The following is a 23,308-nucleotide window of genomic DNA, read 5'->3' as shown; positions in this document are numbered from 1 at the left end:
CACACCCCGATGTGCTCATATGAGCTAACCACACCGGACCTCCATTATGTGTCGGCTGTGACAGGCCGCATGTTGCGGCGTTTCATGTCACACCACGCCGGTCGGTGGCCCCTTCGTCACCGGCGCGGCCGCAGTCCGAAACGAGCGTGTTGCGGAGCCGGAAGTCCAGGTGTTCGACCGGCCGTTCGCGGACACCGCCGTGTCCGCAATCGCCTATCGCACAAGGGATCTCCCGGTCAGGACCCGATTTTTCGCGATCGTGCGCGAGCAAGCCGTCCAGCACCTAACATCGTTGTCGTCCGGAACGCTCTGCCGCACATCACTTTTCGTGCAACACGTTTCACACGCCGGGGTCGACCCGCGCAGGACCATTCGCATTCGCTTCACCAACGCCCCAACCTGTCGTCACACGACGACAGGTCGATCGGCCGTACCCGAATCCACTCGAGGTGAGGATGCTATGACCATCGAAATGCCGCTGCCCACAGACAATTCCGTACGCAAGAGCCTGTCCACCAACGCAGCACAGAAGCTCACCCACACCACCAAATCCGAGCCGCAGATGCAGGGCATCAGTTCGCGCTGGCTCTCGCGCGCACTGCCATGGGTGCAGGTGGCGGGCGGTATCTACCGGGTCAACCGAAGGCTCACCCATACCGTCGGCAACGGGGAGGTCGAATTCGTCGTCGACGGCGCCCGGGCCAGGGTGATCCCGCAGGAATTGCGCGAACTGCCCCCGCTGCGCGAAATCGACGACGACGACCTCTTGCGTCCCCTCGCGGACAGTTTCGTGCAATACGATCTCGACCCCGGAACCGTGCTCGCGGAATTCGGGAATCCGATGGATCAGGTCATTCTCGTCGTCCACGGGAAATTGGCCAGGATCGGTTCGGGTGAATACGGGGAGGCCACCAAACTCGGCCTGCTGTCCGGCGGTGACTATTACGGCGAGGAGATGCTCACCGACCCGTCGGCGATCTGGCCGGACACCGTGAAAACAGTCACCAAGACCACCGTCCTCTGCCTGCCGAGGCAGGAATTCGAGCAGTTCCTCGAGTCGACCCCCGGCCTGGCCCGGATCCGGGCGGATACGTCGACCGCGTCGAGCCGGAACCAGAATTCCAAGGGCGAGGCCGATATCGAGATCGCCTCGGGCCATTCCGGGGAGCCGTTGCTCGAAGGCACCTTCGTCGACTACGACGCCAGTCCGCGCGAGTACGAGCTGAGCCTGGCCCAGAGCGTGCTGCGGATCCACACCAGGGTCGCCGACCTGTTCAACGACCCGATGAACCAGGTCGACCAGCAGCTGCGACTCACCGTCGAGGCGCTCTACGAGCGTCGCGAACACGATCTGGTGAACAATCCCGACTTCGGCCTGCTGCACAATTGCGATCTCAAACAGCGCATCACCACCGAATCCGGCGCACCGTCCCCCGACGACATGGACGAATTGCTCAGCATGCGCCGTGGAACGAAATTCTTCCTCGCCCACCCGAAGGCGATCGCCGCGTTCGGTCGGGAATGTTCGCGCCGTGGCCTGTACCCCGACCCGGTGGAATTCCAGGGTCACCGGGTGCCCGGCTGGCGCGGTGTGCCGATTCTGCCCTGCGGCAAGATCCCGATCAGCGAAACCCAGACCACCTCGATCATGGCGATGCGTATCGGCGAGAAGGACCAGGGCGTGGTCGGCCTGCACCAGACCGGGATTCCCGACGAGTACGAGCCGAGCCTGAACGTGCGGTTCAAGCAGATCGACGATCAGTCGATCATGTCGTACCTGGTGAGCTGCTACTACTCGGCGGCTGTGCTGGTGCCCGACGCGCTCGGTGTGCTCGACGACGTCCTCGTCGCGCGCCGGGCCGACTGAACGGTCGGGCCATGTCCCTGCTCAGCAGAGCCGCCGCTCCCCCGGCGGCCGGCGACCTCGCCGCGACGGTCGTCGCCCTGTTACACGGTGCGACCGCCCCGGCCGACGTGTTCGCGGGTGCGTCACCGGTCGCCCGGCCCTTCGCGCTCCACTCGAATCACGGCACGGAGCTCATCGGTCGTATCCCCCGGCTCGCGGCACCCACCTCGGTGGCACGGAGCGGCACGTCCGATGTGGTGATCCCGCCCACCGCGCACCGGCTGCGCGGTCCGACCGGGCTCGGCACGTCGGGCCTGCGGGTGTCGCTCCTCGCGCACCGCACCACCGAGCAACCCGAAAGCAGCGGCAGACGAGACATCCCGGCGCTCTACTGCCCGCCGCCGGAACGCGACGACCCCGCCCTGGCCGAAGCCGTCAATGTCGGCCTGCTCGCCTGGGCCGCCGAGATCGGCCTGTACGAGGGCCGTCTCGACGAACTCGGCAAAGCCGATTTCGGCAGGCTCATCATGCTGGCCCACCCCGACTGCGACGACCCCGATCTGCTGCTCGCCGCGGCGCGCTGTGCTGTAGCCGAATGGTCGGTCGACGACTACTACTGCGAGGAGGACGCCCCTGGCGACACCGCACCCGACGGCACCCCGTCCAGCGCCGCCGCCGAACTCGGGCCACGGCTCGAACTCGCCGCCGCCGCCATGGACCCGGCGCACCTGCCCATGCGCTACGCGCCACGGCTCGAACAGGCCATGCAGGCCGACCCGATCCTGCGCGCGTTCCGCACCTCGTTCGCGCACCTGGCGGGGTACGCGAGCGACGCCCAGCTGGCCAGGCTCCGGACCGAGATCGCGGGCTGGTTCATCGCCCTCGGCGCCGAGGCGGGCTGGCGAGCAGCGGGGCGGATGCCGCCGGTGTGGGAGTACCTGACCAACCGGCAACCGCACAGTTTCCTGCCGTGTATGGCGCCGATCGACGCGGTCGGCCGCTACGAACTCGGCGCACCCGAGTACACCGACCCGGCCGTCCGGCGGGTCGTCACCACCGCGGCACTGGCCGCACAGATGGTCAACGATCTGTATTCGATGGCGCGCGAAGACCTTTCGGGCGGGCGGGAGTTCAACCTGCCGACCGTTCTCGCCGCCGAGGAGGGGTGCAGCCGGGCCGATGCCGTGCTGCGCACCGCCGAGATCCACGACGAACTCATGCACCGCTTCGAACGCGAGGCCGCACCCTTGGCCGCCGCGGGTTCACCGCAATTGCGCCGATTCCTGACGGGCCTGTGGGCCTGGATGGGCGGCAACCGCGCCTGGCACGCCGACAGCCGCCGGTACCACGACGACACCGCATCACGAGAGGACGACCGATGACCATCGCGAACGCCCACACCGACAGCACCGTCCTGCGCACCACCTACCAGCGTTCGGTCGCTGCCTACTGGAACAACAATCCCAACGACGACCGTGTCAACACGAAACTCGGCGAGGTGGACGGCCTCTACCACCACCACTACGGCATCGGTGAACCCGACTGGTCGGTCATCGAAGGTCCCGAGGACACCCGGCAGGAGCGCCTTGTGCGCGAACTGCACCGCCTCGAGACCGCCCAGGCCGACCTCCTCCTCGACAACCTCGGCGCCATCACCCCCGCCGACCGCCTCCTCGACGGCGGTTCGGGTCGCGGCGGAACCAGCTTCATGGCCGCCGAGCGCTTCGGCTGTTCGGTCGACGGGGTGAGCATCTCCGAGTATCAAGTCGGATTCGCCAACGACCAGGCCGTCGAACGCGGTGTCTCCGATCGGGTGCGCTTCCACTTCCGCAATATGCTCGACACCGGTTTCGACGACGAGTCGGTACGGGCCGTGTGGACCAACGAGACGACCATGTACGTCGATCTGTTCCCGCTGTTCGCGGAGTTCTCCCGCGTGCTGGAACCGGGTGGGCGCTATGTGTGCATCACGGGCTGCTCCAACGATGTCATCGGCGGCCGGTCCGCATCGGTGAGCTGGATCGACGCCCACTACGGCTGCATGATCCATCCGCGCAGCGAGTACTTCCGTGCGCTGTCGGAGAACGGTCTGGTGCCGACCACGGTCATCGATCTGACACCGGACACGATTCCGTACTGGGATCTGCGGACCCATTCGGAACTCGCGACCGGGGTGGAACAGCCGTTTCTCACGGCGTACCGGGAGGGGAGCTTCCAGTATCTGCTGATCGTGGCGGACAAGGTCGCCTGCTGACCGCTGACTGACATGCCCTCGGAGTGCCCGGTAGTCGCCATCGACCACCGGGCACACCCGTCCCCTCCTTGCCATCTTTTTCCCGACCATCCCTCGGCGAGCTGGACTCGGAACACGACCCAGATAGATGCGTATATCTACATTTGACTATGCGAAGAACTTCCTTGGCTAACTCACAGCTTCGCCACAGTCGCAAGCCAGGCCACGGGAGCACTCTCGACAGGGAACGTTTCCGCAGATGGTGAGTGAGGTAGTAATGGTCGAGCTCGAGGTCGACAACGACACGGTGACGGTCCATGTACTCGGTGGGCATCGGCTGCTCGCGCTGCGCCAGCAGGTCGTGATCGACCGTGCCGCCATCACCGAGATCGCCACCGCCGAGGTGGATCTGCGCCCGCCGTGGGTCCGCGCGCCAGGCACCTTCATCCCCGGCGTGATCGCCGCGGGCGTCTACCGGGGCAAGGGCCGGAAAGAGTTCTGGGACACCACTTTCGGCGGAAACGCGGTTCGCATCGACCTGAACGGCCCTGACTTCACCCGCCTGGTCGTCGACGTCGACAACCTCGACGCGGTGCTCGACGCCCTGACCGGCGAGCTGGCCGACGCCTGATCTATTCCGACCCGAACGATTCCAGCAACCCGGTATAGAGCTTCGCCGGCGGTGTCGCGAACTCGCCGCTGCCCGACTTGCGCAGTCCGAGTGTGAGCAGAGATTGCACGGTCAACGTGGCCGCCGCGACACCGTCGATCACCGGCACGCCGATCTCCGCACGGATGTGCGCGCACAGATCCGCCATTCCGGCACAGCCCAGGACGACGGCGTCGGAACCGTCGGCCAGCACCGCCGCCCGGCACGCCTCGGTGACGACCTTGCGCGCGTCCGGGTCGGTGTCCAGCGCGAGCACGGGTAGTTCGCAAGCGTGCACTCCGTAGCAGAAACGTTGCAGCCCATAGTGTTCGGCCAGATCCACCGCGCGGCCTGTGGTGCGCTGGAGGGTGGTCACGACGCTGAAGCCCCGGCCCAGGTGGCTCGCTGTTCGCATCGCCGCCTCCGCGATCCCGATCACCGGTCCGGTTGCCAGTTCGCGTGCGGCGTCCAGGCCCGGATCACCGAAACAGGCGATGACGTAGCCGTCGACCCCGGCGGCCTCACCTTGCCGAATGGCCGCCAGCAGCCCGGGCACGCTCATCGCCTCGTCGTAGTGGCTTTCGATCGAGACCGGTCCGGTCGCGGAGGTGACCGCGTCGAGCACTGTGCCCGCGCCGACGACAGCCCGGGCGCACTGCTCGATCGTGTCGGTCATCGCCCGGGTGGTATTCGGATTGACGACCCGGATACGCATCAGGCGAGAACCTCCGGCCGGGTCCGGCGCCTGGCGGCGGTGAGCAGGTAGTAAGTGGCGAAACCGAGGCCGCAGCCGATGAACCAGCTGTACTGAGCTGCGGTGTGCATGCCGCGCAAACCATTGGCCAGCACCGGGAACACCGCGACTCCCGCGCCGACCGCGGTGGCGACGATCGCGGCGGGGTGGTAGCCCTTTCGGTAGTAGTAGCTGCCCTGCTCCGACATGGTGAAGAGGTCGTCGACGATCACCTTCTGCTTGCGCACCAGGTAGTAGTCACAGATCAGCACGCCGAACAGCGGTCCGATGAAGGCGCCGAGCACCTCGAGCGTGTAGTGGATCACCTCGGGATTGTTGTAGAGATTCCAGGGCGTGATCAGGATCGAACCGACCGCGGCGATCATCCCGCCCGCGCGCCAGCTGATTCGTTGCGGGCTCACATTGGAGAAGTCGAACGCGGGCGAGATGAAGTTGGCGACGATATTGATGCCGATGGTGGCGATGGTGAAGGTGAGCGCGCCGAGCACGATCGCGAACGTGGAATCGATGCGGGCGACGGTAGCGACCGGATCGGTGATGAGCTCGCCGTAGACGGGCACCGTCAGCGAGGCGGTGATCACCACGAGCAGGGAGAACAGCAGGAAGTTCACCGGCAGGCCCAGTAGGTTGCCGGTCTTCACGGCCGCAAAGCTTTTGCCGTAGCGGGAGAAGTCACCGAAGTTGAGCATCGGACCCGAGAAGTACGACACCACGAGGGCGATCGCGCCGAGCATCACCGGCACCGACGCCCAGCCGGTGTGGGTCACCTCCCCCAGGTTCAGGTCGATGGCACTCCAGCCGGCGCGCGAGATCAGGTAACCGCAGAGCACGAACATCACGACATACACGGCGGGACCGCAGAAATCGATGAACTTGCGGATGGATTCCATGCCACGCCAGAACACGCACGCCTGCGCCACCCACAACAGCAGATAGCTGCCCCAGCCCAGCGCCGACAAACCGAGAAAACCGTAGTCGGCGGTGACGGCGTACGGCGCCAGACCCGGAAACAGTTTCACCAGAACCACATCCAGTGCGGCGGAGGCGAGGAAAGTCTGAATTCCGTACCAGGCCACCGCGATCAGTCCGCGAATGATCGCCGGGATATTGGCACCGAGCACTCCGAACGCGCTCCGGCAGATCACCGGATACGGAACACCGGTGACCTGGCTCGGTTTGGCGACCAGATTGCAGAAGAAGTAGACGATGACGATGCCGATCAGCAGGGCGACGAGAACCTGCCAGCTCGCCAGACCGAGTGCGAAAAGGCTTCCCGCGGTGACATATCCGCCGACGCTGTGCACGTCCGACATCCAGAACGCGAAGATGTTGTAGGTGCCCCACGTCTGCTTGCGCAGCGGTGCGAGATCCTCGTTGGTCAATCGTGGATCGTAGGCGGGCGGTTCAGTGGCGGGCGCACCGGTGGCGACGGTGATGGTATCGGTCATGGTCGTTCCCATCGGAAGGGTTCAGCTGCTGCGATGACCGTAGGTTTCAGCAGTTGCCCTGCGGTTTCCCGCGAATTTCGCCGCTATTGCGCCGAAGATATATTCTCCGGCGCGAGCAGACCGGTGTCGGTGGGAAGGGTCGCGATCACCGATTCCAGCCGCCGATGGTGCTCCTCGGCCGCGACGAGCAGACGGGCCACATCACGGGCGAGGAAGGCGTCGAGCATCGCGAGGTGGTCGGTGTGCAGGAGCTCACGGTCGGCGCGGTCGATGTGCACCATCGATTGCACGGGTTCGGTGACATTCCAGGCGGATTCGAGCATCTGCAACAGGCGGAACATGCGCGACGGTCGGGTCAGCGCCACGTGAAAACAGCGTGACTGGCGCTGATACGCCGCCGGGTCGTCGTCGAGGATCGCCTGCTCGAGCAGGTCGTTCACGGCGAGCAGTTCGGCACGTTCGGCGTCGTCCGCCGACAGCGCGGCCGCGGCGAGCGACGCCGATTCCAGGGTGTCGCGCACGATGTACATCTCCCGCAGTTCACGCGCCGTCAGCTGCGCGACCTGGTACCCACGCTGCGGGCGGTGGGTGACCAGCCCCTCCCCGATCAGGGTTTTCAGCGCTTCGCGCACCGGGATGTGACTCACTCCGAACAGTACGGCCACCTCGCGCAGCGGGATCACGGTGCACGGCGGGACGGCACCGTCGAGGATCACGCGGCGCAGTTCGCCCAGGATCACCTGTGGCCTACCGGGTTCGTCCACCACAAGCCTCGCGAGCAGCGCCGATCGTCGTCTCGAGGACATGCGTGCACGCTATGACCCGAGTATTGCGCCCACGCTGCCGGATGTGACGGTCAGGAAAAGATCACCGTACCGACCGGTCCCATGGGTGATTTGGCATGCTCGGGTGATGGGAGTTTCGACAGCGCAGTCGGTGGATCGCCGTTTCGTCCGTCTGGTCACCGTGTTCGATCAATTGTTCCGTAAGCCTTCGCACGGGGGTGGCGCGCTGTGCGTGTACCTGCACGGCGAACCGGTGGTCGATGTCTGGGCCGGGTACGCACGCCCGGGTGTGCCGTGGACGGCGGACTCGGTGGCGCTGGCCTTCTCCACCGGAAAAGGTGTGGCGTCCACGGTGATTCACCAGCTCGCCGAGCGTGGCGAGCTCGACTACGACACCCCGGTCGCCGAGTACTGGCCCGAGTTCGCGGCAGCGGGCAAGGGCCGCATCACGGTCCGCGACGTGCTCACCCACCGAGCCGGGCTACACCGGTTGCGCGGCCTGATCTCCGGGCCGATCGACACCTTCCTCGACGACAAGGCAGTCACCGCCGCGCTCGCCGCCGCCACCCCGGACCCGCGTCATCTCGTCACCAGTGGTTACCACGGAATCAGCTACGGGCACCTGGCCGCCGAGCTGGTGCAGCGCGTCACCGGCCGCGAATTCGTCGACGTGGTTCGCACCGAACTCGCCGAACCTCTCGACGCGGAGGAACTCTGGTTCCGCGTGCCCGCCGGGGAACGTCATCGCATCGCCACCACCTTCCCCCGCCTCACCGCCGCAGGCATGGATTGGGAGCGCGGTTCCGACCTGCTCACCCGCACCCGATTCGCGGCGGCGGCCGAAACCACCCCGCGCGGTTTCGCCGACCTCATCGTCGACCCGCGCGTGCACGACGCGGTGATGCCCGGCGTCAACGGTGTCTTCTCCGCCCGGGCTCTGGCCCGCGTCTACGGCGCCCTGGCCAACGGCGGCGAACTCGGCGGCACCCGCATCCTGTCCCCCGACACGATTCGCCGCGCCGCCACCCGGCAGGTCTTCACCCCCGACTATGTGCTCGCCTTCCGCATCCCGTGGGCGATGGGATACCACGGCGTGCCCATGAAACCCTCACGCGCCGAGCCGATCTCGGCCTTCGGCCACTTCGGTCTCGGCGGCTCCGGCGCCTTCGCCGACCCGGAAACCGGCCTGTCCCTCGCTTTCGTCACCAACCGCCTCGGCGGCAAACTCACACCCCTCGGCGACGGTCGCCTCACCCGCCTCGGCACCATCGCCCACAACATCGCCAAGGCCGCCCTCCGCGCCTGACCTGGTCATTCGATCACCACGCTCTGGTGGCGGCATCGCCCGAGTGGCAAACGCCATCAGAGCGTGGTGATCGCGCGTCCAGGTCCGTGGGGAGGCGGCGGCTGGCACGATGGGGCGATGGAGAGCGTTGAGTTCGGGCAGGTGGAGGCCGCGGCGCGGGTGGTGGGGGCGGTGGTGCGGCGGACGCCGGTGGTCGGGTCGCGGGTGCTGTCGGAACGGGCCGGGGTGCCGGTGTGGTTGAAGTGTGAGAATTTGCAGCGAACCGGGTCGTTCAAGCCGCGGGGCGCGTACAACCGGATCGCGAATCTGTCGCCGGCGGAACGGGCTCGCGGGGTGGTGGCGGCGAGCGCGGGCAATCACGCGCAGGGGGTGGCGTGGTCGGCAGCGGAGCTGGGAATCACCTCGACGGTGTTCATGCCGATCGGGGCGTCGTTGCCGAAGCTGGTCGCCACCCGGGCCTACGGGGCGGAAGTGCATCAGGTCGGTGAGACGATCGACGAATCGCTCGTGGCGGCAAAGGAATTCGCGGAGCGGACCGGAGCTACGCTGATCCACCCGTTCGACCATCCCGACATCGTGGCCGGACAGGCGAGTGTCGCTCTGGAGATTCTCGAGCAGGTGCCGGATGTGCGTACCGTGGTGGTGCCGACCGGTGGCGGCGGGTTGCTCGCGGGCGTGGCCATCGCGATGAATCAGCTCGCGCCGCAGGTGGGGGTGATCGGTGTGCAGGCGGCGGAGGCGGCGGCGTGGCCGGATTCGCTCCGGGCAGGCACGCCCATTCGGGCGTCGCGGATGTCGACGATGGCGGACGGGATCGCGGTGGGGATGCCGGGCGCGGTGCCGTTCGATCATGTGTCGAAACTGGTGTCGCGGATCGTCACCGTCGACGAGGAATCGCTGTCCAAAGCCTTGCTGCTGTGCCTGGAACGGGCCAAACTCATTGTCGAACCGGCGGGTGCGGCGGGGGTCGCCGCCTTACTCGGCCCCGAATTGCGTGACCTGCCGGGACCGATCGTGGTGATCCTGTCCGGCGGAAACATCGACCCACTGTTGCTCACCCGGGTGATCAATCACGGTCTGAGCGCGGCCGGGCGCTATCTGGCGATGCGCGTGACCATCTCGGACCGACCGGGCGCGTTGTCCGCGCTACTCGGAGTGGTCGGCAAGGCCGGGGCGAGTGTGGTCGACGTCGTCCACTCGAGGACCGGGACGTGGCTCGCGGTCGACGAGGTGGAGGTGTCGCTCACGGTGGAGATGCGGGGACCCGCGCACCGCGACGACGTGCTGGACGCACTGCGCGACGCGGGATTCCGGGTCCGCGCCGAGTTGTGAGCCGAGCGGGATTCGCGTCGGCGCCGTCCGATGTCAGTGCGCGCCACCGAGTTCCAGTGCCAGCACGCCGAGAATGACCAAGCCGATTCCACCGACCTGCACCAGTGACAGCCGCTCACCCAGGAACAGCACACCGATCAGGGCGATGGCAGCCACCCCGACGGCAGACCAGATCCCGTACGCGACACCGATACCCATCCCCCGCTTCAGCACCTGGGACAGGAAGAAGAAGGCCGCACCGTATCCGAGCACAACCACCACCGACGGCGCCGGTTTGGTGAATCCTTCCGACAGTTTCAGCGAAACGGTCGCGGTCACCTCGGATGCGATGGCCAGCGCCAGCAAGAGCAGGGTCATGGCGGCAGACTAACGGGCGCCGCGCTCGATCGGTCACGGACATCTCCAGCGCATCCGAACCGCGGGAAGGTGCGCGATCGGCGGCGAACTGTCAGTCGCGCAACCGATCCGAGCCGCCCTCAAAAGGTCTGCGCGGCTGGCTGGTCAGTTCAGCCAGGCGCGGGCTTCGTCGGCGTTCTCGCGAACCTCGTCGAGTTGCTCGGCGACGCGGACGCCCGCGGTGCCACCACGCGCGTTGCGGGAGGCGATCGAGCCGGGCACGGTAAGTACTTCACGCACACCGGCGGTCAGCGAGGGGTCGATGGCGGCGAATTCCTCGTCGGTGAGTTCGTCGAGGCCCACACCGCGGGCCTCGGCGGCGCGCACGCACGCACCGGCCGCCTCGTGGGCCACACGGAACGGAACACCTTGGCGCACCATCCATTCCGCGATGTCGGTGGCGAGCGTGAAACCGGCGGGGGCGAGTTCGGCCATACGGTCGGTGTGGAAGGTGAGGGTGCCGACGAGGCCGGCGATGGCGGGCAGCAGCAGTTCGAGCTGGGCGACCGAGTCGAACAGGGGCTCCTTGTCCTCCTGCAGGTCCCGGTTGTACGCCAGCGGTTGGGCTTTCAAGGTGGCGAGCAGGCCGGTCAGGTTGCCGATCAAACGGCCCGCCTTGCCACGGGTGAGTTCCGAGACGTCGGGGTTCTTCTTCTGCGGCATGATCGACGAGCCGGTGGACCAGGCGTCGGCGAGGGTGACGTAGCCGAATTCCGGTGTGCTCCAGAGGATGATCTCCTCGGCCATGCGGCTCAGGTCGACACCGATCATGGCGAGGACGAACGCGGCCTCCGCGGCGAAGTCACGCGAAGAGGTGGCGTCGATCGAATTGGCCGCCGAGGCAGTGAAATTCAGTTCCGCGGCGATCTGCTCGGGGTCGAGACCGAGCGAGGAGCCGGCGAGCGCGCCCGAACCGTAGGGCGAGATCGCGGCACGCTTGTCGAAGTCGCGCAGGCGTTCCAGGTCGCGCAGCAGCGGGTGCGCGTGGGCGAGCAGGTGGTGGGCCAGCAGTACGGGCTGGGCGGCCTGCAGATGGGTCTTGCCCGGCATCACCGCGTCCGGGTGCGCGGCGGCCTGGGCGACGAGCGCGTCGACCACGTCGAGCACACCGGCGGCCACGCGGCGCACACCGTCACGCAGCCACATGCGGAACAGGGTGGCCACCTGGTCGTTTCGCGACCGGCCCGCCCGCAGCCTGCCACCGAGCTCGGTACCGACCCGCTCGATCAAGCCCCGCTCGAGCGCGCCGTGCACGTCCTCGTCGGAATCGGCGGGACCGAACGCCCCCGAGGCCACGTCGGCGGCCAGCGCGTCCAGCCCGGCCAGCATGCCGGACAGATCCTCGTCGGACAGCAGCCCCGCCTTGTGCAGCACCCGGGCGTGCGCCTGCGAGGCGCGGATGTCGTAGGGAGCCAGCGCCCAGTCGAAATGCGTCGACTTGCTCAGCGCCGCCATCGCCTCGGCGGGCCCGGACGCGAAGCGCCCACCCCAGAGGGCACCGGTGTTCGTGCTGCCGCCGTCGGTCATGGTCTGCCGTCTCCTTGGGTTGATGTGAGTGGGGGTTGCCCGACCCGCGGCGTTCGGACCACGGCCGACATGCAGATACCACCGTAACCAGTCCCGACAACTCGGGGACACGGAGGTGGACGGCCGACCGCTCGAGCGCCACAGCTTCGCTCCGGCCGATCTCGCGGAACATGGGTAACTCACGGGGCGCCCCCAGAACCCCAGCTGAGCCCGGCCTCGTCCCCGCGACACGCAAGAGTCGCGGGGAGGCGGGCGAGCCTACTTCTGGTTCAGGTCGCGACGTGCGGCGACCTTCGAGGACAGGCCGTGGATCTGGACGAAGCCCTTGGCCAGGGACTGGTCGAAGGTGTCGCCCTCGTCGTAGGTGGCCAGGTTGAAGTCGTAGAGCGACTGCTCGGAGCGGCGGCCGTTGACCACGGCGGAACCGCCGTGCAGCACCATCCGGATGTCGCCGGAGACGTTCTGCTGGGTGTCCTGGACGAACGCGTCGAGGGCGCGTTTGAGCGGGGAGTACCACAGGCCGTCGTAGGCCAGCTCGGCCCAGCGCTGCTCGACCTGACGCTTGTACCGGCCCAACTCGCGCTCGACGGTGACGTTCTCCAGCGCCTGGTGCGCGGTGATCAGCGCGATGGCGCCCGGCGCCTCGTAGATCTCGCGGCTCTTGATGCCGACGAGCCGGTCCTCGACCATGTCGAGGCGGCCGACGCCCTGGCGACCGGCGCGGGTGTTCATCTCCTCGATGGCCTGCAGCACGGTGACCTGGCGACCGTCGATCGCGACCGGCACACCCTTGTCGAAGGTGATGATGACCTCGTCGGGGGCCTCGAAGTTCACCGTCGGGTCGGCGGTGTAGTCGTAGACGTCCTTGGTCGGCGCGTTCCACAGATCCTCGAGGAACCCGGTCTCGACCGCGCGGCCCCACACGTTCTGGTCGATCGAGAACGGCGACTTCTTGGTGACGTTGATCGGGAGCTTGTTCTCCTCGGCGAAGGCGATGGCCTTCTCGCGGGTCCAGGCGTAGTCGCGGACCGGGGCGATGACCTCCAGGTCGGGCGCCAGCGCGCCGATGCCGACCTCGAAGCGGACCTGGTCGTTGCCCTTGCCGGTGCAGCCGTGCGACACGGTGGTGGCGTTGTGGAACTTGGCGGCCTCGACGAGGTGCTTGACGATCAGCGGGCGGCTGATGGCCGAGACCAGCGGGTACTGGCCCATGTACATGGCGTTGGCCTGGATGGTGGGCAGGCAGTACTCGTCGGCGAACTCGTCGCGCGCGTCGACCACGATGGCCTCCACGGCGCCGCAGTCCAGGGCTCGCTGGCGCACCACGTTCATGTCCTCGCCGCCCTGGCCCAGGTCGATGGCGACGGCCACGACCTCGGAACCGGTCTCCTTCGCGATCCAGCTGATGGCGACGGAGGTGTCAAGCCCACCGGAGTAGGCGAGTACGACGCGATCGGACATGTTTGTTGCGCTCCTTGAACTGGTGTCTGTGGACGGCTCGCGCCGTTGCTGCAAATGATTATGCACGATGATGCAAGCTCATTCATCACCGGGGTGCGACTCCTCGACGGCCGACACCATCTGTGAGACGCTGGTCACAGTAGCTACTCATCCAGTCGGGGTCGAGGAGTAAACATGCAGCAATTACGTGATTTCGCTCAGGCCAACTACGACCTCATCGGGCTCGTCGTCATCGGCGTCGGGAATTTCGCCCTGACCGTCGGCAAGACCCTGTTCGACCTGAGCACCCCCATTCTCCAGGATTTCTTCGCCTGACCCTCGACACCGGAGGCCACCATGGAAGACGCCATCCTGCAATTTCTCATGGAGAACTACGAGCCCGGCGCGGCGGTCGGCCTGCACGTGGGCCGCGTACTGTTCGACCTCAGCTCACCACTGATCCTGGCCGTCCTGAATTTCCTCGCGTCCTGAACGCGGTCGTACCGCTCGGCGGGCGGTTTGAAGGGTGCGAGATCGGGAAGCACCCTCGCAGGGTAGTGCGCCGTACACGGTGTACGGCACTCTGGGACAGCACTATTCGGCCCGCCAGAAGTGAGGACGAACAAGATGCTTCATTACATCGCGCAGGAATTCTCGACGCTCGGCAACGGTGTGCTCGATGTCGGCCGCGCCGTGGTCGAGTTGGTGCAGGACATCATCGATGTCGCCACACCGGGCCACAACGGTGGTGCGGGTGGCGGGGACTACCCGTTCAACTGATGTTCGCTCGGCGCGGGCTGCGCCGGATGACGCGCCCGCGCCGATAGTGTCCCCGGCATGAGCGACGACGTGCGGCTCAGCGCCGGTACCGCGACAGTCACCATCGCCCCCGACGACGGGGGTGCGATCCACAGCCTCACCGTGGCGGGCACGGAATTGCTGCGCCAGGACCCCGGGACTGGGTGTTTCGTGATGGCGCCATGGGCAGGCCGGCTCGGCTACGGCAAGCTCACCGTGGGTGATCGCACTTACCAGTTGCCGATCGACAATCCGCCGCACAGCATTCACGGCACCGTCCGCGACAGGGCGTGGGAGGTCGTGTCCAGGACGGCGAACGAGGCGATTCTGCGTTCCCGGCTGACGGCGCCGTGGCCGTTCGCGGGCACGGTCGTCCAGACCTTCACCCTCACCGAGTCGGGCCTGACCCTGGCGATGCGCATCACCACCGACCACGACCCGTTCCCCGCCCAGGGCGGCTGGCATCCGTGGTTCCTGCGCGACGTCGCCCCCGCGACCGGCCCACTCGAACTCGACTTCCACCCGGCCTGGCAGTACGAACGTGGCCGCGACTACCTCCCGACCGGCCGCCACATCCCACCGACTCCCCCGCCATGGGACGACTGCTTCGCCATGCCCGACGGCGTCCGTGCCCGCCTCACCTGGCCGGGGTTCCTCGAGTTCACGATCACCAGCCCCGTCACCGACGTGGTCGTGTGGACATTGCCGGAGGAATCCCTCTCGGTCGAAGCACAATCCGGACCACCGGACGGCCTGAACACCGAGCCGAGGATGGTCACACCGAGCAACCCTCTCGATGTGCGAGTCGACTGGACCTGGCGGCAGCTGTCGGAAGACTGATCCTCAGGCCAGGCTTTCGATCTTGGCGGCGAGTTCGGCGCCGGTGAGGGGTTCGCGGGCGATGACGGCGATGGTGTCGTCGCCTGCGATGGTGCCGACGATGTAGGGCAGGGCGGCGCGGTCGAGGGCGCTGGCCAGGAAGTGGGCGGCGCCGGGTGGGGTGCGCAGGACGGCGAGGTTGCCGCTGAAATCGGTGGAGACGAGCAGGTCGGCCAGCAGTTTCGACAGGCGGCCGGTGCCGCCGGTGACGCCGCGGACGGGACTGCCGTCCTCGGGGACGATGTAGACCCCGGCGCCGCCGTCGGCGGCCCGCAGCTTCACCGCGCCGAGTTCGTCCAGGTCACGAGACAGGGTGGCCTGGGTGGTCTCGATGCCCTCGGCGGCCAGTAGTGCGGCCAGTTCGGTCTGGCTGCGCACCGAATGCGCCGAGAGCAATTCGACGATACGTGACTGGCGGCCGGCGCGGGTGCGGGCGATGGCGGGTGTGCCCTTCTCGGGTGCGCTCATCGCCTGCCCTCCGCGCCGGCCCCGGATCGCGGTCTCACGCGGCGGCTTTCGCGAGCAGCCACACCAGCAGCGCCTTCTGGGCGTGCAGTCGGTTCTCGGCTTCGTCCCACACCACACTGTGCGAACCGTCGAGCACCTCGTCGGTGATCTCCTCGCCACGGTGCGCCGGAAGGCAGTGCAGCACAATCGCTTCCGGGTTTGCGGCGGCCAGCAGTTCGGTGTTGAGCTGGAACGGGCGGAACGGGCCGACGCGATCGAGCCCGTCGTTCTCCTGACCCATCGAAGTCCAGGTGTCGGTGACGAGCACATCGGCGCCGGTGGCACCGGTGACGGGGTCGCCCGTAACCGCCACTGTCGCACCGGTTTCGGCGGCACGCTTGGCGGCGGCCTCCATGATCCAGGGCAGCGGCTCGAAACCGGCGGGCGCGGCGACGGTCACGTTCATCCCCGCCGTGACACCACCGAGCAGCAGCGAGTGCGCCATGTTGTTGGCGCCGTCACCGAAGAAGGTGAGATTGAGCCCGGCCAGCGAACCCTTACGCTCGGCGATCGTCTGCAGATCGGCGAGGACCTGACACGGGTGGAACTCGTTGGACAGCGCGTTCACCACGGGAACCGTTGCGGTGGCGGTCATTTCGTCCAGCCGTGACTGCTCGAAGGTGCGCCAGACGATGGCGTCGACATAGCGCGACAGCACGCTGCCGGTGTCGCCGAGGGTTTCCTCACGGCCGAGCTGGGTGTCGCGACCGTCGACGACCACGGCGTGCCCACCGAGCTGGGCGATGCCGAGTTCGAAGGAGAACCGGGTGCGGGTGGAGTTCTTCTCGAAGATCACCCCGACTCCGCGCGGGCCGTCCAGCGGGCGGTGCGCGAAGGGGTTCTTCTTGAGTTCGGCGGCGAGCGCGAGGATCTCGGCCTGTTCGGCCTGGCTCACGTCGTCGTCGCGCAGGAAATGGCGCAGGGTCACTTGGTCGCTCCCTTGGCATCGGCGGCGGCCTTGTCGAGGATCTCGGGCAGGTCGGCGACGAAATTGTCGGCCTGGGTTTCGGTGAGCACCAGGGGCGGTGCCAACCGGATCACGTTGGGCTTGGCGGGGTTCAGCAGGTATCCCGCCTTGCGCGCCCGTTCGTCCACGTGGGCGGAGATGTCGTTGCGCAGCACGATGCCGATCAGCAGACCCGCCCCACGCACATGGTCGATCTCGGGGTGCTCGAGCAGGGCGATGCCGTCGCTGAGCTTCTTGCCGACCCATTCCACATGGCTCAGCAGGTCCTCGGAGTCGATGGTGCGCAGCACGGCCAGCGCCGCCGCGGCGCAGACCGGATTGCCACCGAAGGTGGTGCCGTGCAGACCCGGGGTGAGCAGCTCGGCCGCCCGTCCCTGCGCCAGCACGGCGCCGATCGGGAGGCCACCACCCAGACCCTTGGCGAGGGTGATCGCGTCGGGCACGATTCCGGCCGCCTGGTGTGCGAAAAATGTTCCGGTGCGGCCGATTCCGGTCTGCACCTCGTCCAGGATCAGCAAAGCCCCTGCCCGCGAGGTGATTTCGCGGGCCTTGGCGAGGTAGTCGAACGGCGGGACCACCACACCGCTCTCCCCCATCATCGGCTCCAGGAACACCGCGGCGGTGTCGGAGTCGACGACGGCTTCCAGGGCGGCGGCGTCACCATAGGGCACGTGCACGACGCCGGGCGGCATCGGCTCGAACGGCGCCCGCTTCGACGGCTGACCGGTGAGCGCGAGCGCACCCATGGTCCGCCCGTGGAACGCCTCCTCGGCGGCGACGATCTTGGACCGCCCGGTGAGCCGCGCGATCTTGAACGCGGCCTCGTTGGCCTCGGTGCCGGAGTTGCAGAAGAACGCCTTGCCCTCGCCGTCACCGAAGTGGGCGAGCAGCTTCTCGGCCAGCTCGATCACCGGTTCGCTGACATACAGGTTCGACACGTGGCCGAGGGTGCCGAGCTGCTGGGTGACCGCCTCGAGGATGGCCGGATGCCCGTGGCCGAGGCTGTTGACCGCGATACCACCGAGGAAATCGACGTAGCGTTTGCCGTCGGCGTCGTAGAGCACCGCCCCGGCGCCGCGCACCAGCGCCACCTTGGGGGTGCCGTAGTTGTTCATCATCGCGGCCGACCACCGCTGCTGCAGTTTCGCCACTTCGCTCATGACTGCGCTCCCGCCGGGGTCACCATGGTTCCGATTCCTTCTCCGGTGAACAGTTCCAGTAGTACCGAATGCGGGACGCGCCCGTCGATCACGTGGGCACTCGGCACCCCGCCGCGCACCGCGCGCAGGCAGGCCTCCATCTTCGGCACCATGCCCGCGTCCAGGCTCGGCAGCAACTCGGCGAGGGCGTCGGCGTCGATCCGGCTGGTGAGCGAGGAGCGGTCCGGCCAGTCGGTGTAGAGGCCCTCGACATCGGTGAGGACGACGAGCTTCTCGGCGCCGATGCCCTCGGCCAGCGCGGCCGCGGCGGTGTCGGCGTTGATGTTGTGCACTACGCCGTCGGCGTCGGGGGCGATGGTGGAGACCACCGGGATGCGGCCCGCGTCGATCAGGTCGAGCACGGCGCCGGGGTTGACCTCGGTGACATCGCCGACGAGGCCGATATCGGTGGCTACCCCGTCGACGGCGACGGTGCGCCGGGTGGCGGTGAACAGGTGCGCGTCCTCACCGGAGATGCCGACCGCGTACGGCCCGTGCGCGTTGATCAGCCCGACCAGCTCGCGCCCGACCTGACCGAACAGCACCATCCGCACCACATCCATCACCTCGGGGGTGGTGACGCGGAAACCGCCGCGGAATTCGCCTTCCATGCCCAGCTTTTTCAGCATGGCATTGATCTGCGGGCCGCCACCGTGCACGACAACGGGGTGCACGCCGACGGTGCGCAGGAACGCCATGTCGGCGGCGAAGGCGGACTTGAGGTCGTCGTCGATCATGGCGTTGCCGCCGTACTTCACGACGACGATCTTGTCGCGGAACTTCTGCAGCCACGGCAGCGCGTCGGCCAGGACATGCGCCTTGTCGAGAGCCGAAAGGCTGTGCAGGACACCGGCGTTCATGAGCTGTACGCCGAGTTCTCTTCGACGTAGCCGTGCGAGAGGTCGGTGGTGCGCACCATGGCGGTGCCCTCGCCCACGTTGAGCTCGATCAGCACGTCGATATCGGCACCGGACAGGTCGACCTCACGCGCGCCCGGAGCGCCGACACTGTCGACACAGACCGGATTCCCGTTGAACGACACCGCGATCCGATGTGGGTCGAGGGTCACCGGGGCGATGCCGACGGCGGCGAGCACCCGGCCCCAGTTCGGGTCGGAGCCGAACAGCGCGGTCTTGACCAGGTTGTCGCGGGCGACGGCACGGGCGACGGTGAGCGCCTCGTCCTCGGTAGCCGCGCCGGTGACAGTGACTCGTACCCGCTTGGTGACGCCCTCGGCGTCGGCCATGAGCTGAGCGGCCAGGTCGTCGCACACGGTGAACACGGCGGCGTCGAGGTCGTCCTGGGACGGGGCGACGCCGCTCGCGCCGTTGGCCAGCAACAGCACAGTGTCGTTGGTGGAGCAGGAGCCGTCGACGTCGAGCCGGTCGAAGGTGTATTTCGTGGCCTTGCGCAGCGCCTCGTCGAGCTGTTCAGGGCTGGCCACCGCGTCGGTGGTGAGCACGACGAGCATGGTGGCCAACGAGGGGGCGAGCATGCCCGCGCCCTTGGCCATGCCGCCGACGTTCCACTTGTCCTCGTGGTGGAAGGCCGATTCCTTGGGAACCGTGTCGGTGGTCATGATGGCGTGGGCCGCGTCGGAGCCGCCGGTGAGACCACCGCCCATCTCGTGCACGATCTCGGTGATCGCGGGGACGAGTTTGTCCATCGGCAGCCGGTCACCGATCAGGCCGGTGGAACAGACCGCGATCTCACCGGCGCCGGTCTCGGTGCCCCAATTGCTCAGTGCCGCAGCGAGTTCCTCGGCGGTCTTGTGGGTGTCCTGGAAACCACCGTGGCCGGTGCAGGCGTTGGCGCCACCGGAGTTGAGGATGACCGCGCGCACGTGACCGGACTTCAGCACCTGCTGCGACCACAGCACCGGGGCGGCCTTCACCTGGTTGCGGGTGAACACGCCCGCCGCCGCGTATTCGGGCCCCTCGTTGAGCACCAGCGCGAGGTCGGGCTTGCCGCTGGCCTTGATGCCCGCCGCGATGCCCGCCGCGCGGAAGCCGAGCGGGGCCGTGACGCCCTGGGTGTGGATGAGTTTGCCGTGGTCCGGCGCGTGCGGATCAGGGGTTGTCACGGTGCCACTCCTACGGTGGAAAGTCCTGCGGTCTCGTCGAAACCGACGGCCAGATTCATCGATTGCACCGCGGCGCCCGCGGTGCCCTTGGTCAGATTGTCGATCGCGCCGATCACCACGAGCAGGCCCGCGTCGGCGTCGACGGCGACCTGCAGGGTGATGGCGTTGGAGCCGAGCACCGAACCGGTCTGCGGCAGCATGCCTTCGGGCAGCAGGTGCACGAAAGGTTCGTCGGCGTAGGCCTTTTCATAGACCGCCCGGGCCTCGGTGGCGTCCACCTTCACCGGCGCGGTGCAGGTGGCGAGGATGCCGCGTGGCATCGGCGCGAGCACCGGCGTGAAGGACACCGAGACATCCACGCCGCCTGCGGCTTTGAGGTTCTGCGCGATCTCGGGGGTGTGCCGGTGCGCACCCGCCACGCTGTAGGCGCGCACGCTGCCCATCACCTCGGAGCCGAGCAGGCCGATGTCGAGTTTGCGGCCCGCGCCGGAGGCGCCGCTCACCGCGACGACGTTCACGGTGGGCTCGATGATGCCCGCCGCCACGGCCGGGGCGAGCGCGACACTGGACACCGTCGGGTAGCAGCCGGGCACCGCGATGCGGCGGGCACCGGCGAGCCGGGCGCGGGCGCCGGGCAGTTCGGGCAGACCGTAGGGCCAGCTGCCCGCGTGGGCGCTGCCGTAGTACTTCTCCCAGGCGGCGGGGTCGGTGAGCCGGAAGTCGGCACCGCAGTCGATGACGACCGTCGATTCGGGCAGTGCCTGGGCGATCGCACCGGACTGGCCGTGCGGCAGGCCGAGGAACACGATGTCGTGCCCGGCCAGGGTTTCGGGGGTGGTTTCCTGCAGGATCCGGTCGGCCAGCGGCAGCAGCTGCGGCTGCAGCGCGCCGAGGGCGGTGCCCGCGTTGGATCCGGCGGTCAGCGCCCCGATCTCGAGGCGCCCGGCTCGGTATTCGGGATGGCCGAGCAGCAGACGCAACACCTCGCCACCGGCGTACCCACTGGCACCGGCAACCGCCACCCGCAATACGGGTCCTCCGGACGTTTCCACCATGTGATGATTATGCACGAGTATGCAAGCTCATTCATGCGCGGGTGTGACCGATTCGGCGCCGCGTGCCCCGATCAGGCGCGCGACCAGCGGGAACACCAGCACCGTCGTGGCGCCCGCGGCCACCAGTATCGAGGCTACCTCGCTACTCAGCAGGCCGGTGCGGGTCGCGACCTGGGTCACCGCGACGATGATCGGCAGACCGGTTGCCGCGTAGAGGGCCAACTGCACCCGCTCACGACCAGTGGGAAGGTTCAGCCCGTGCGACACGAAACGCTCACTCAGCCACACCGGCAGACCGCGTGCGATCGCGATGGTGACCACGAACCACACCCACAGCGCCGGGTTACCCGCGACGGCGGACACGTCGATGCCCATTCCGGAGACCACGAAGAACACCGGGATCAGCAGGCCGTAGCCGATGGCCTCGAGCGAGGCGTCCACGTCGGGGTGGCCCGCGGCGATGAGTTTGCGCAGGATCATGCCCGCGGCGAAGGCGCCGAGTACCACGTCGAGGTCGAATTCCTCGGCGATCACCATGAGGACGAGGAGTAGCAGCACGACCCCGCGCACCGGGAGCTGCGAGGTGCCGCCGTCGAGCCTGCCGAGCGCCGATCCGAGGTCGGGCATCCGGTCGAGCATGCGCACCGGGATCAGGCCGACGAGCATCGCCGCGACCACGAACATCAGCACGGTGACGAGCGCCGACATGGAGTCGCGGCTGCTCAGCAGCACCGACATCGCGACGATGGGCCCGAGTTCACCCACCGCACCGTGCGTCATCACCGTGCGACCGAGTGGCGAGTCGGCGATTCCGGCTTGTTTCAGAATCGGCAGGAGCGTGCCGAGCGCGGTGGAGGTGAGCGCGATGGCCACGGCGACGCGGGTGCCCGTCGACCGGTCGGTGGCCAGGGTGACGATCCCGAACGCGAAGACCAGGCACACGAGCCAGACCAGCCAGGCCGTTCGCCCCGACTTCCCCCGCAGCAGCGCCGGGTCGAGTTCGTAGCCCGCCAGCAGGAACAACATCCCGAGCCCGAGCTCGCTGACGAGGTCGACGCCGCCCCCGGTGCCCGCCCACCCGAGCACGTACGGGCCGAGCACCGCACCCGCGACCAGCAGGATCACCACATCGGGCAGATATCCGCGCAGCAGGCGCGACACCACCGGCGCGATCACCGCGACCAGCGCGATCCAGAACAGCGACACGATCGGCGTCGGCCCGTCGGCACCGGCGGAAGCGAGCAGCTCCATGCGGGTCATCGTGGCACAGCCCACCACCCGATCCCCGGCACCGCGCGTGTCCCCGTGCGACCACGCGAGTCCCGCGCAAGACAGCACGGGGGTGGCACCACCCGGTCAGCCGTCACCGTCCGTGCCGGGCACGGCATCCAGCGACACCGGTGTACTGCACAACTCCTCGGCATCGTTACGCGAGAGGCCAAGTGCGACAAGGATTCCGACGGTCATGTCGTCTACGGTCACGGCACAGTCCCGGTCGGGTTGCCGGAGCAGCAGGCGTCCGAGGCCGAGTAGCGATCCGGTCACCAGCGCCATCGCCAGGTCGGTGTCCTCGACGACGAAACGTCCCGCGCGTGTCGCGGCGGCGATGTCTCGTTCGGCGCGCGGCGCGAGGCCGTGGTCGGATTCGATCAGCGAGGCGGCGGAGTTGATCAGGATCCGGCTGAGGTCGGGCTGCAGCCGAAACAGTCGCCCGACGATACGGAACGACTTGGCGAATATCTCCGCCGGATCGGCGAGGTCGGCCGTCAGTGCGTCGAGGTAGTCGCCGAGCGACTCCAACGCGCTGTCGACCGCCGCGACGAACAGTTCTTCCCGGCTGGCGAAGTGGTTGTAGAACGAGCCCATTCCCACGTCCGCGGCCTGCGTGATCTCGAGGATGGGGGCGTTGAGCCTGCCCTCGGCGATAAAGCGTTGCCCGGCCGCGATCAGCGCCGAGCGGGTGCGAGCTTTGCGGCGTTCGAGCCGGTTCGCTGCAGTGGGCATCGTCGTTGGTCACCTTCCGGCAGTGGTTCGACCTGCCGCGATCTTATCCACCATCAAAGCTGACGAATTCCTCAGAACCCTTGACTGAACGGATAGTCAT

The 23,308-nt window shown here is 67.7% G+C and carries 24 protein-coding genes; 10 read left to right on the top strand and 14 right to left on the bottom strand.

The window, feature by feature from the left end; translation table 11 throughout:
• Positions 1-460: 460 nt before the first annotated feature.
• The 4 genes from AB0F86_RS27070 to AB0F86_RS27055 all read left to right on the top strand — a co-directional run bounded on the left by AB0F86_RS27070 (position 461) and on the right by AB0F86_RS27055 (position 4,710).
• The gene (locus AB0F86_RS27070; RefSeq protein WP_181697763.1) at positions 461-1,867 is read left to right on the top strand and encodes a family 2B encapsulin nanocompartment shell protein; all 1,407 of its coding nucleotides are present in this window, start codon (positions 461-463) and stop codon (positions 1,865-1,867) included.
• A gap of 11 nt (positions 1,868-1,878) precedes the next feature.
• On the top strand, positions 1,879-3,228 hold the full coding sequence (locus AB0F86_RS27065; RefSeq protein WP_356987328.1) for a family 2 encapsulin nanocompartment cargo protein terpene cyclase: 1,350 nt from the start codon (positions 1,879-1,881) through the stop codon (positions 3,226-3,228).
• Positions 3,225-4,100, top strand: a complete 876-nt coding sequence (locus AB0F86_RS27060) for a geranyl diphosphate 2-C-methyltransferase (RefSeq protein ID WP_181697761.1) — start codon at positions 3,225-3,227, stop codon at positions 4,098-4,100. The genes AB0F86_RS27065 and AB0F86_RS27060 overlap by 4 nt, the downstream gene beginning before the upstream one ends.
• 256 nt (positions 4,101-4,356) lie before the next feature.
• Positions 4,357-4,710, top strand: coding sequence for a hypothetical protein (locus tag AB0F86_RS27055; protein WP_181697796.1), 354 nt, complete (start codon positions 4,357-4,359; stop codon positions 4,708-4,710).
• A 1-nt stretch (position 4,711) separates the two neighbouring features.
• Here the strand turns inward: AB0F86_RS27055 and AB0F86_RS27050 are convergent, their stop codons facing one another.
• From AB0F86_RS27050 to AB0F86_RS27040, 3 genes are all read right to left on the bottom strand, one after another.
• Positions 4,712-5,443, bottom strand: a complete 732-nt coding sequence (locus AB0F86_RS27050) for an aspartate/glutamate racemase family protein (protein ID WP_356987330.1) — start codon at positions 5,441-5,443, stop codon at positions 4,712-4,714.
• Entirely contained in the window at positions 5,443-6,930 is a 1,488-nt protein-coding gene (locus AB0F86_RS27045) for an NCS1 family nucleobase:cation symporter-1 (protein ID WP_356987331.1), read from the bottom strand. Before AB0F86_RS27045 ends, AB0F86_RS27050 begins: the two co-directional genes overlap by 1 nt.
• An 83-nt stretch (positions 6,931-7,013) precedes the next feature.
• Positions 7,014-7,736 (bottom strand): GntR family transcriptional regulator, encoded by a 723-nt coding sequence (locus tag AB0F86_RS27040; protein WP_181697758.1) that lies wholly within the window; start codon positions 7,734-7,736, stop codon positions 7,014-7,016.
• A gap of 106 nt (positions 7,737-7,842) precedes the next feature.
• Between AB0F86_RS27040 and AB0F86_RS27035 the strand changes: the two genes are divergently transcribed.
• Positions 7,843-9,021 (top strand): serine hydrolase domain-containing protein, encoded by a 1,179-nt coding sequence (locus AB0F86_RS27035; RefSeq protein ID WP_356987333.1) that lies wholly within the window; start codon positions 7,843-7,845, stop codon positions 9,019-9,021.
• 117 nt (positions 9,022-9,138) lie between these two features.
• The gene (gene ilvA / locus AB0F86_RS27030) at positions 9,139-10,353 is read left to right on the top strand and encodes a threonine ammonia-lyase (RefSeq protein WP_181697756.1); all 1,215 of its coding nucleotides are present in this window, start codon (positions 9,139-9,141) and stop codon (positions 10,351-10,353) included.
• 33 nt (positions 10,354-10,386) lie between these two features.
• Here ilvA and AB0F86_RS27025 read toward each other — a convergent pair whose 3' ends face one another.
• The 3 genes from AB0F86_RS27025 to AB0F86_RS27015 all read right to left on the bottom strand — a co-directional run bounded on the left by AB0F86_RS27025 (position 10,387) and on the right by AB0F86_RS27015 (position 13,737).
• Positions 10,387-10,710 carry a multidrug efflux SMR transporter gene (locus tag AB0F86_RS27025; RefSeq protein ID WP_356987335.1) on the bottom strand — a complete coding sequence of 108 codons (324 nt, stop codon included), beginning with the start codon at positions 10,708-10,710 and terminating at the stop codon, positions 10,387-10,389.
• Positions 10,711-10,854: 144 nt separating this feature from the next.
• Positions 10,855-12,276, bottom strand: a complete 1,422-nt coding sequence (gene argH, locus AB0F86_RS27020; RefSeq protein ID WP_067644424.1) for an argininosuccinate lyase — start codon at positions 12,274-12,276, stop codon at positions 10,855-10,857.
• A gap of 258 nt (positions 12,277-12,534) precedes the next feature.
• Positions 12,535-13,737 (bottom strand): argininosuccinate synthase, encoded by a 1,203-nt coding sequence (locus AB0F86_RS27015; RefSeq protein WP_181697753.1) that lies wholly within the window; start codon positions 13,735-13,737, stop codon positions 12,535-12,537.
• 174 nt (positions 13,738-13,911) lie between these two features.
• Between AB0F86_RS27015 and AB0F86_RS27010 the strand changes: the two genes are divergently transcribed.
• From AB0F86_RS27010 to AB0F86_RS26995, 4 genes are all read left to right on the top strand, one after another.
• On the top strand, positions 13,912-14,052 hold the full coding sequence (locus AB0F86_RS27010) for a hypothetical protein (RefSeq protein ID WP_166655845.1): 141 nt from the start codon (positions 13,912-13,914) through the stop codon (positions 14,050-14,052).
• 21 nt (positions 14,053-14,073) lie between these two features.
• The gene (locus AB0F86_RS27005; RefSeq protein WP_255284058.1) at positions 14,074-14,208 is read left to right on the top strand and encodes a hypothetical protein; all 135 of its coding nucleotides are present in this window, start codon (positions 14,074-14,076) and stop codon (positions 14,206-14,208) included.
• Positions 14,209-14,343: 135 nt separating this feature from the next.
• Positions 14,344-14,496 carry a hypothetical protein gene (locus AB0F86_RS27000; RefSeq protein WP_157102182.1) on the top strand — a complete coding sequence of 51 codons (153 nt, stop codon included), beginning with the start codon at positions 14,344-14,346 and terminating at the stop codon, positions 14,494-14,496.
• Between the two features lie 57 nt (positions 14,497-14,553).
• Entirely contained in the window at positions 14,554-15,354 is an 801-nt protein-coding gene (locus AB0F86_RS26995) for an aldose 1-epimerase (protein WP_356987338.1), read from the top strand.
• A 3-nt stretch (positions 15,355-15,357) separates the two neighbouring features.
• On the opposite strand, the gene AB0F86_RS26990 is transcribed toward AB0F86_RS26995, so the two are convergent.
• The 8 genes from AB0F86_RS26990 to AB0F86_RS26955 all read right to left on the bottom strand — a co-directional run bounded on the left by AB0F86_RS26990 (position 15,358) and on the right by AB0F86_RS26955 (position 23,208).
• Positions 15,358-15,861, bottom strand: coding sequence for an arginine repressor (locus tag AB0F86_RS26990; RefSeq protein ID WP_181697751.1), 504 nt, complete (start codon positions 15,859-15,861; stop codon positions 15,358-15,360).
• Positions 15,862-15,895: 34 nt separating this feature from the next.
• Positions 15,896-16,828: an ornithine carbamoyltransferase gene (argF, locus tag AB0F86_RS26985; protein WP_356987340.1), complete on the bottom strand. Its 933-nt coding sequence runs from the start codon at positions 16,826-16,828 to the stop codon at positions 15,896-15,898.
• Positions 16,825-18,027 (bottom strand): acetylornithine transaminase, encoded by a 1,203-nt coding sequence (locus tag AB0F86_RS26980; protein ID WP_356987342.1) that lies wholly within the window; start codon positions 18,025-18,027, stop codon positions 16,825-16,827. Before AB0F86_RS26980 ends, argF begins: the two co-directional genes overlap by 4 nt.
• The gene (gene argB / locus AB0F86_RS26975; protein ID WP_356987343.1) at positions 18,024-18,926 is read right to left on the bottom strand and encodes an acetylglutamate kinase; all 903 of its coding nucleotides are present in this window, start codon (positions 18,924-18,926) and stop codon (positions 18,024-18,026) included. Before argB ends, AB0F86_RS26980 begins: the two co-directional genes overlap by 4 nt.
• Positions 18,923-20,149 (bottom strand): bifunctional glutamate N-acetyltransferase/amino-acid acetyltransferase ArgJ, encoded by a 1,227-nt coding sequence (gene argJ / locus AB0F86_RS26970; RefSeq protein ID WP_356987345.1) that lies wholly within the window; start codon positions 20,147-20,149, stop codon positions 18,923-18,925. The genes argB and argJ overlap by 4 nt, the downstream gene beginning before the upstream one ends.
• On the bottom strand, positions 20,146-21,204 hold the full coding sequence (gene argC, locus AB0F86_RS26965) for an N-acetyl-gamma-glutamyl-phosphate reductase (protein ID WP_356987346.1): 1,059 nt from the start codon (positions 21,202-21,204) through the stop codon (positions 20,146-20,148). Before argC ends, argJ begins: the two co-directional genes overlap by 4 nt.
• A 27-nt stretch (positions 21,205-21,231) precedes the next feature.
• Positions 21,232-22,455 carry a cation:proton antiporter gene (locus AB0F86_RS26960; protein ID WP_356987347.1) on the bottom strand — a complete coding sequence of 408 codons (1,224 nt, stop codon included), beginning with the start codon at positions 22,453-22,455 and terminating at the stop codon, positions 21,232-21,234.
• Positions 22,456-22,560: 105 nt separating this feature from the next.
• Entirely contained in the window at positions 22,561-23,208 is a 648-nt protein-coding gene (locus AB0F86_RS26955; RefSeq protein ID WP_356987349.1) for a TetR/AcrR family transcriptional regulator, read from the bottom strand.
• Between the last annotated feature and the right edge of the window lie 100 nt (positions 23,209-23,308).

Source organism: Nocardia sp. NPDC023733 (assembly GCF_040639775.1).
GTDB lineage: Bacteria > Actinomycetota > Actinomycetes > Mycobacteriales > Mycobacteriaceae > Nocardia > Nocardia rosealba.
This window is presented reverse-complemented; position numbering and strand designations above follow the sequence as displayed.

What these genes read in the sequence shown, in the direction of transcription:
- AB0F86_RS27070 (WP_181697763.1), top strand. Translation starts at nt 461, where the DNA reads ATGACCATCGAAATGCCGCTGCCCACAGACAATTCCGTACGCAAGAGC.
- AB0F86_RS27055 (WP_181697796.1), top strand. Translation starts at nt 4,357, where the DNA reads ATGGTCGAGCTCGAGGTCGACAACGACACGGTGACGGTCCATGTACTC.
- AB0F86_RS27015 (WP_181697753.1), bottom strand. Translation starts at nt 13,737, where the DNA reads ATGTCCGATCGCGTCGTACTCGCCTACTCCGGTGGGCTTGACACCTCC.
- AB0F86_RS27025 (WP_356987335.1), bottom strand. Translation starts at nt 10,710, where the DNA reads ATGACCCTGCTCTTGCTGGCGCTGGCCATCGCATCCGAGGTGACCGCG.
- AB0F86_RS27060 (WP_181697761.1), top strand. Translation starts at nt 3,225, where the DNA reads ATGACCATCGCGAACGCCCACACCGACAGCACCGTCCTGCGCACCACC.
- ilvA (WP_181697756.1), top strand. Translation starts at nt 9,139, where the DNA reads ATGGAGAGCGTTGAGTTCGGGCAGGTGGAGGCCGCGGCGCGGGTGGTG.
- argC (WP_356987346.1), bottom strand. Translation starts at nt 21,204, where the DNA reads ATGGTGGAAACGTCCGGAGGACCCGTATTGCGGGTGGCGGTTGCCGGT.
- AB0F86_RS27040 (WP_181697758.1), bottom strand. Translation starts at nt 7,736, where the DNA reads ATGTCCTCGAGACGACGATCGGCGCTGCTCGCGAGGCTTGTGGTGGAC.
- argH (WP_067644424.1), bottom strand. Translation starts at nt 12,276, where the DNA reads ATGACCGACGGCGGCAGCACGAACACCGGTGCCCTCTGGGGTGGGCGC.
- AB0F86_RS27050 (WP_356987330.1), bottom strand. Translation starts at nt 5,443, where the DNA reads ATGCGTATCCGGGTCGTCAATCCGAATACCACCCGGGCGATGACCGAC.
- AB0F86_RS27005 (WP_255284058.1), top strand. Translation starts at nt 14,074, where the DNA reads ATGGAAGACGCCATCCTGCAATTTCTCATGGAGAACTACGAGCCCGGC.
- AB0F86_RS27035 (WP_356987333.1), top strand. Translation starts at nt 7,843, where the DNA reads ATGGGAGTTTCGACAGCGCAGTCGGTGGATCGCCGTTTCGTCCGTCTG.
- AB0F86_RS27000 (WP_157102182.1), top strand. Translation starts at nt 14,344, where the DNA reads ATGCTTCATTACATCGCGCAGGAATTCTCGACGCTCGGCAACGGTGTG.
- argB (WP_356987343.1), bottom strand. Translation starts at nt 18,926, where the DNA reads ATGAACGCCGGTGTCCTGCACAGCCTTTCGGCTCTCGACAAGGCGCAT.
- AB0F86_RS26960 (WP_356987347.1), bottom strand. Translation starts at nt 22,455, where the DNA reads ATGGAGCTGCTCGCTTCCGCCGGTGCCGACGGGCCGACGCCGATCGTG.
- AB0F86_RS26955 (WP_356987349.1), bottom strand. Translation starts at nt 23,208, where the DNA reads ATGCCCACTGCAGCGAACCGGCTCGAACGCCGCAAAGCTCGCACCCGC.
- AB0F86_RS27065 (WP_356987328.1), top strand. Translation starts at nt 1,879, where the DNA reads ATGTCCCTGCTCAGCAGAGCCGCCGCTCCCCCGGCGGCCGGCGACCTC.
- AB0F86_RS26995 (WP_356987338.1), top strand. Translation starts at nt 14,554, where the DNA reads ATGAGCGACGACGTGCGGCTCAGCGCCGGTACCGCGACAGTCACCATC.
- AB0F86_RS26990 (WP_181697751.1), bottom strand. Translation starts at nt 15,861, where the DNA reads ATGAGCGCACCCGAGAAGGGCACACCCGCCATCGCCCGCACCCGCGCC.
- AB0F86_RS27010 (WP_166655845.1), top strand. Translation starts at nt 13,912, where the DNA reads ATGCAGCAATTACGTGATTTCGCTCAGGCCAACTACGACCTCATCGGG.
- AB0F86_RS26980 (WP_356987342.1), bottom strand. Translation starts at nt 18,027, where the DNA reads ATGAGCGAAGTGGCGAAACTGCAGCAGCGGTGGTCGGCCGCGATGATG.
- AB0F86_RS27045 (WP_356987331.1), bottom strand. Translation starts at nt 6,930, where the DNA reads ATGACCGATACCATCACCGTCGCCACCGGTGCGCCCGCCACTGAACCG.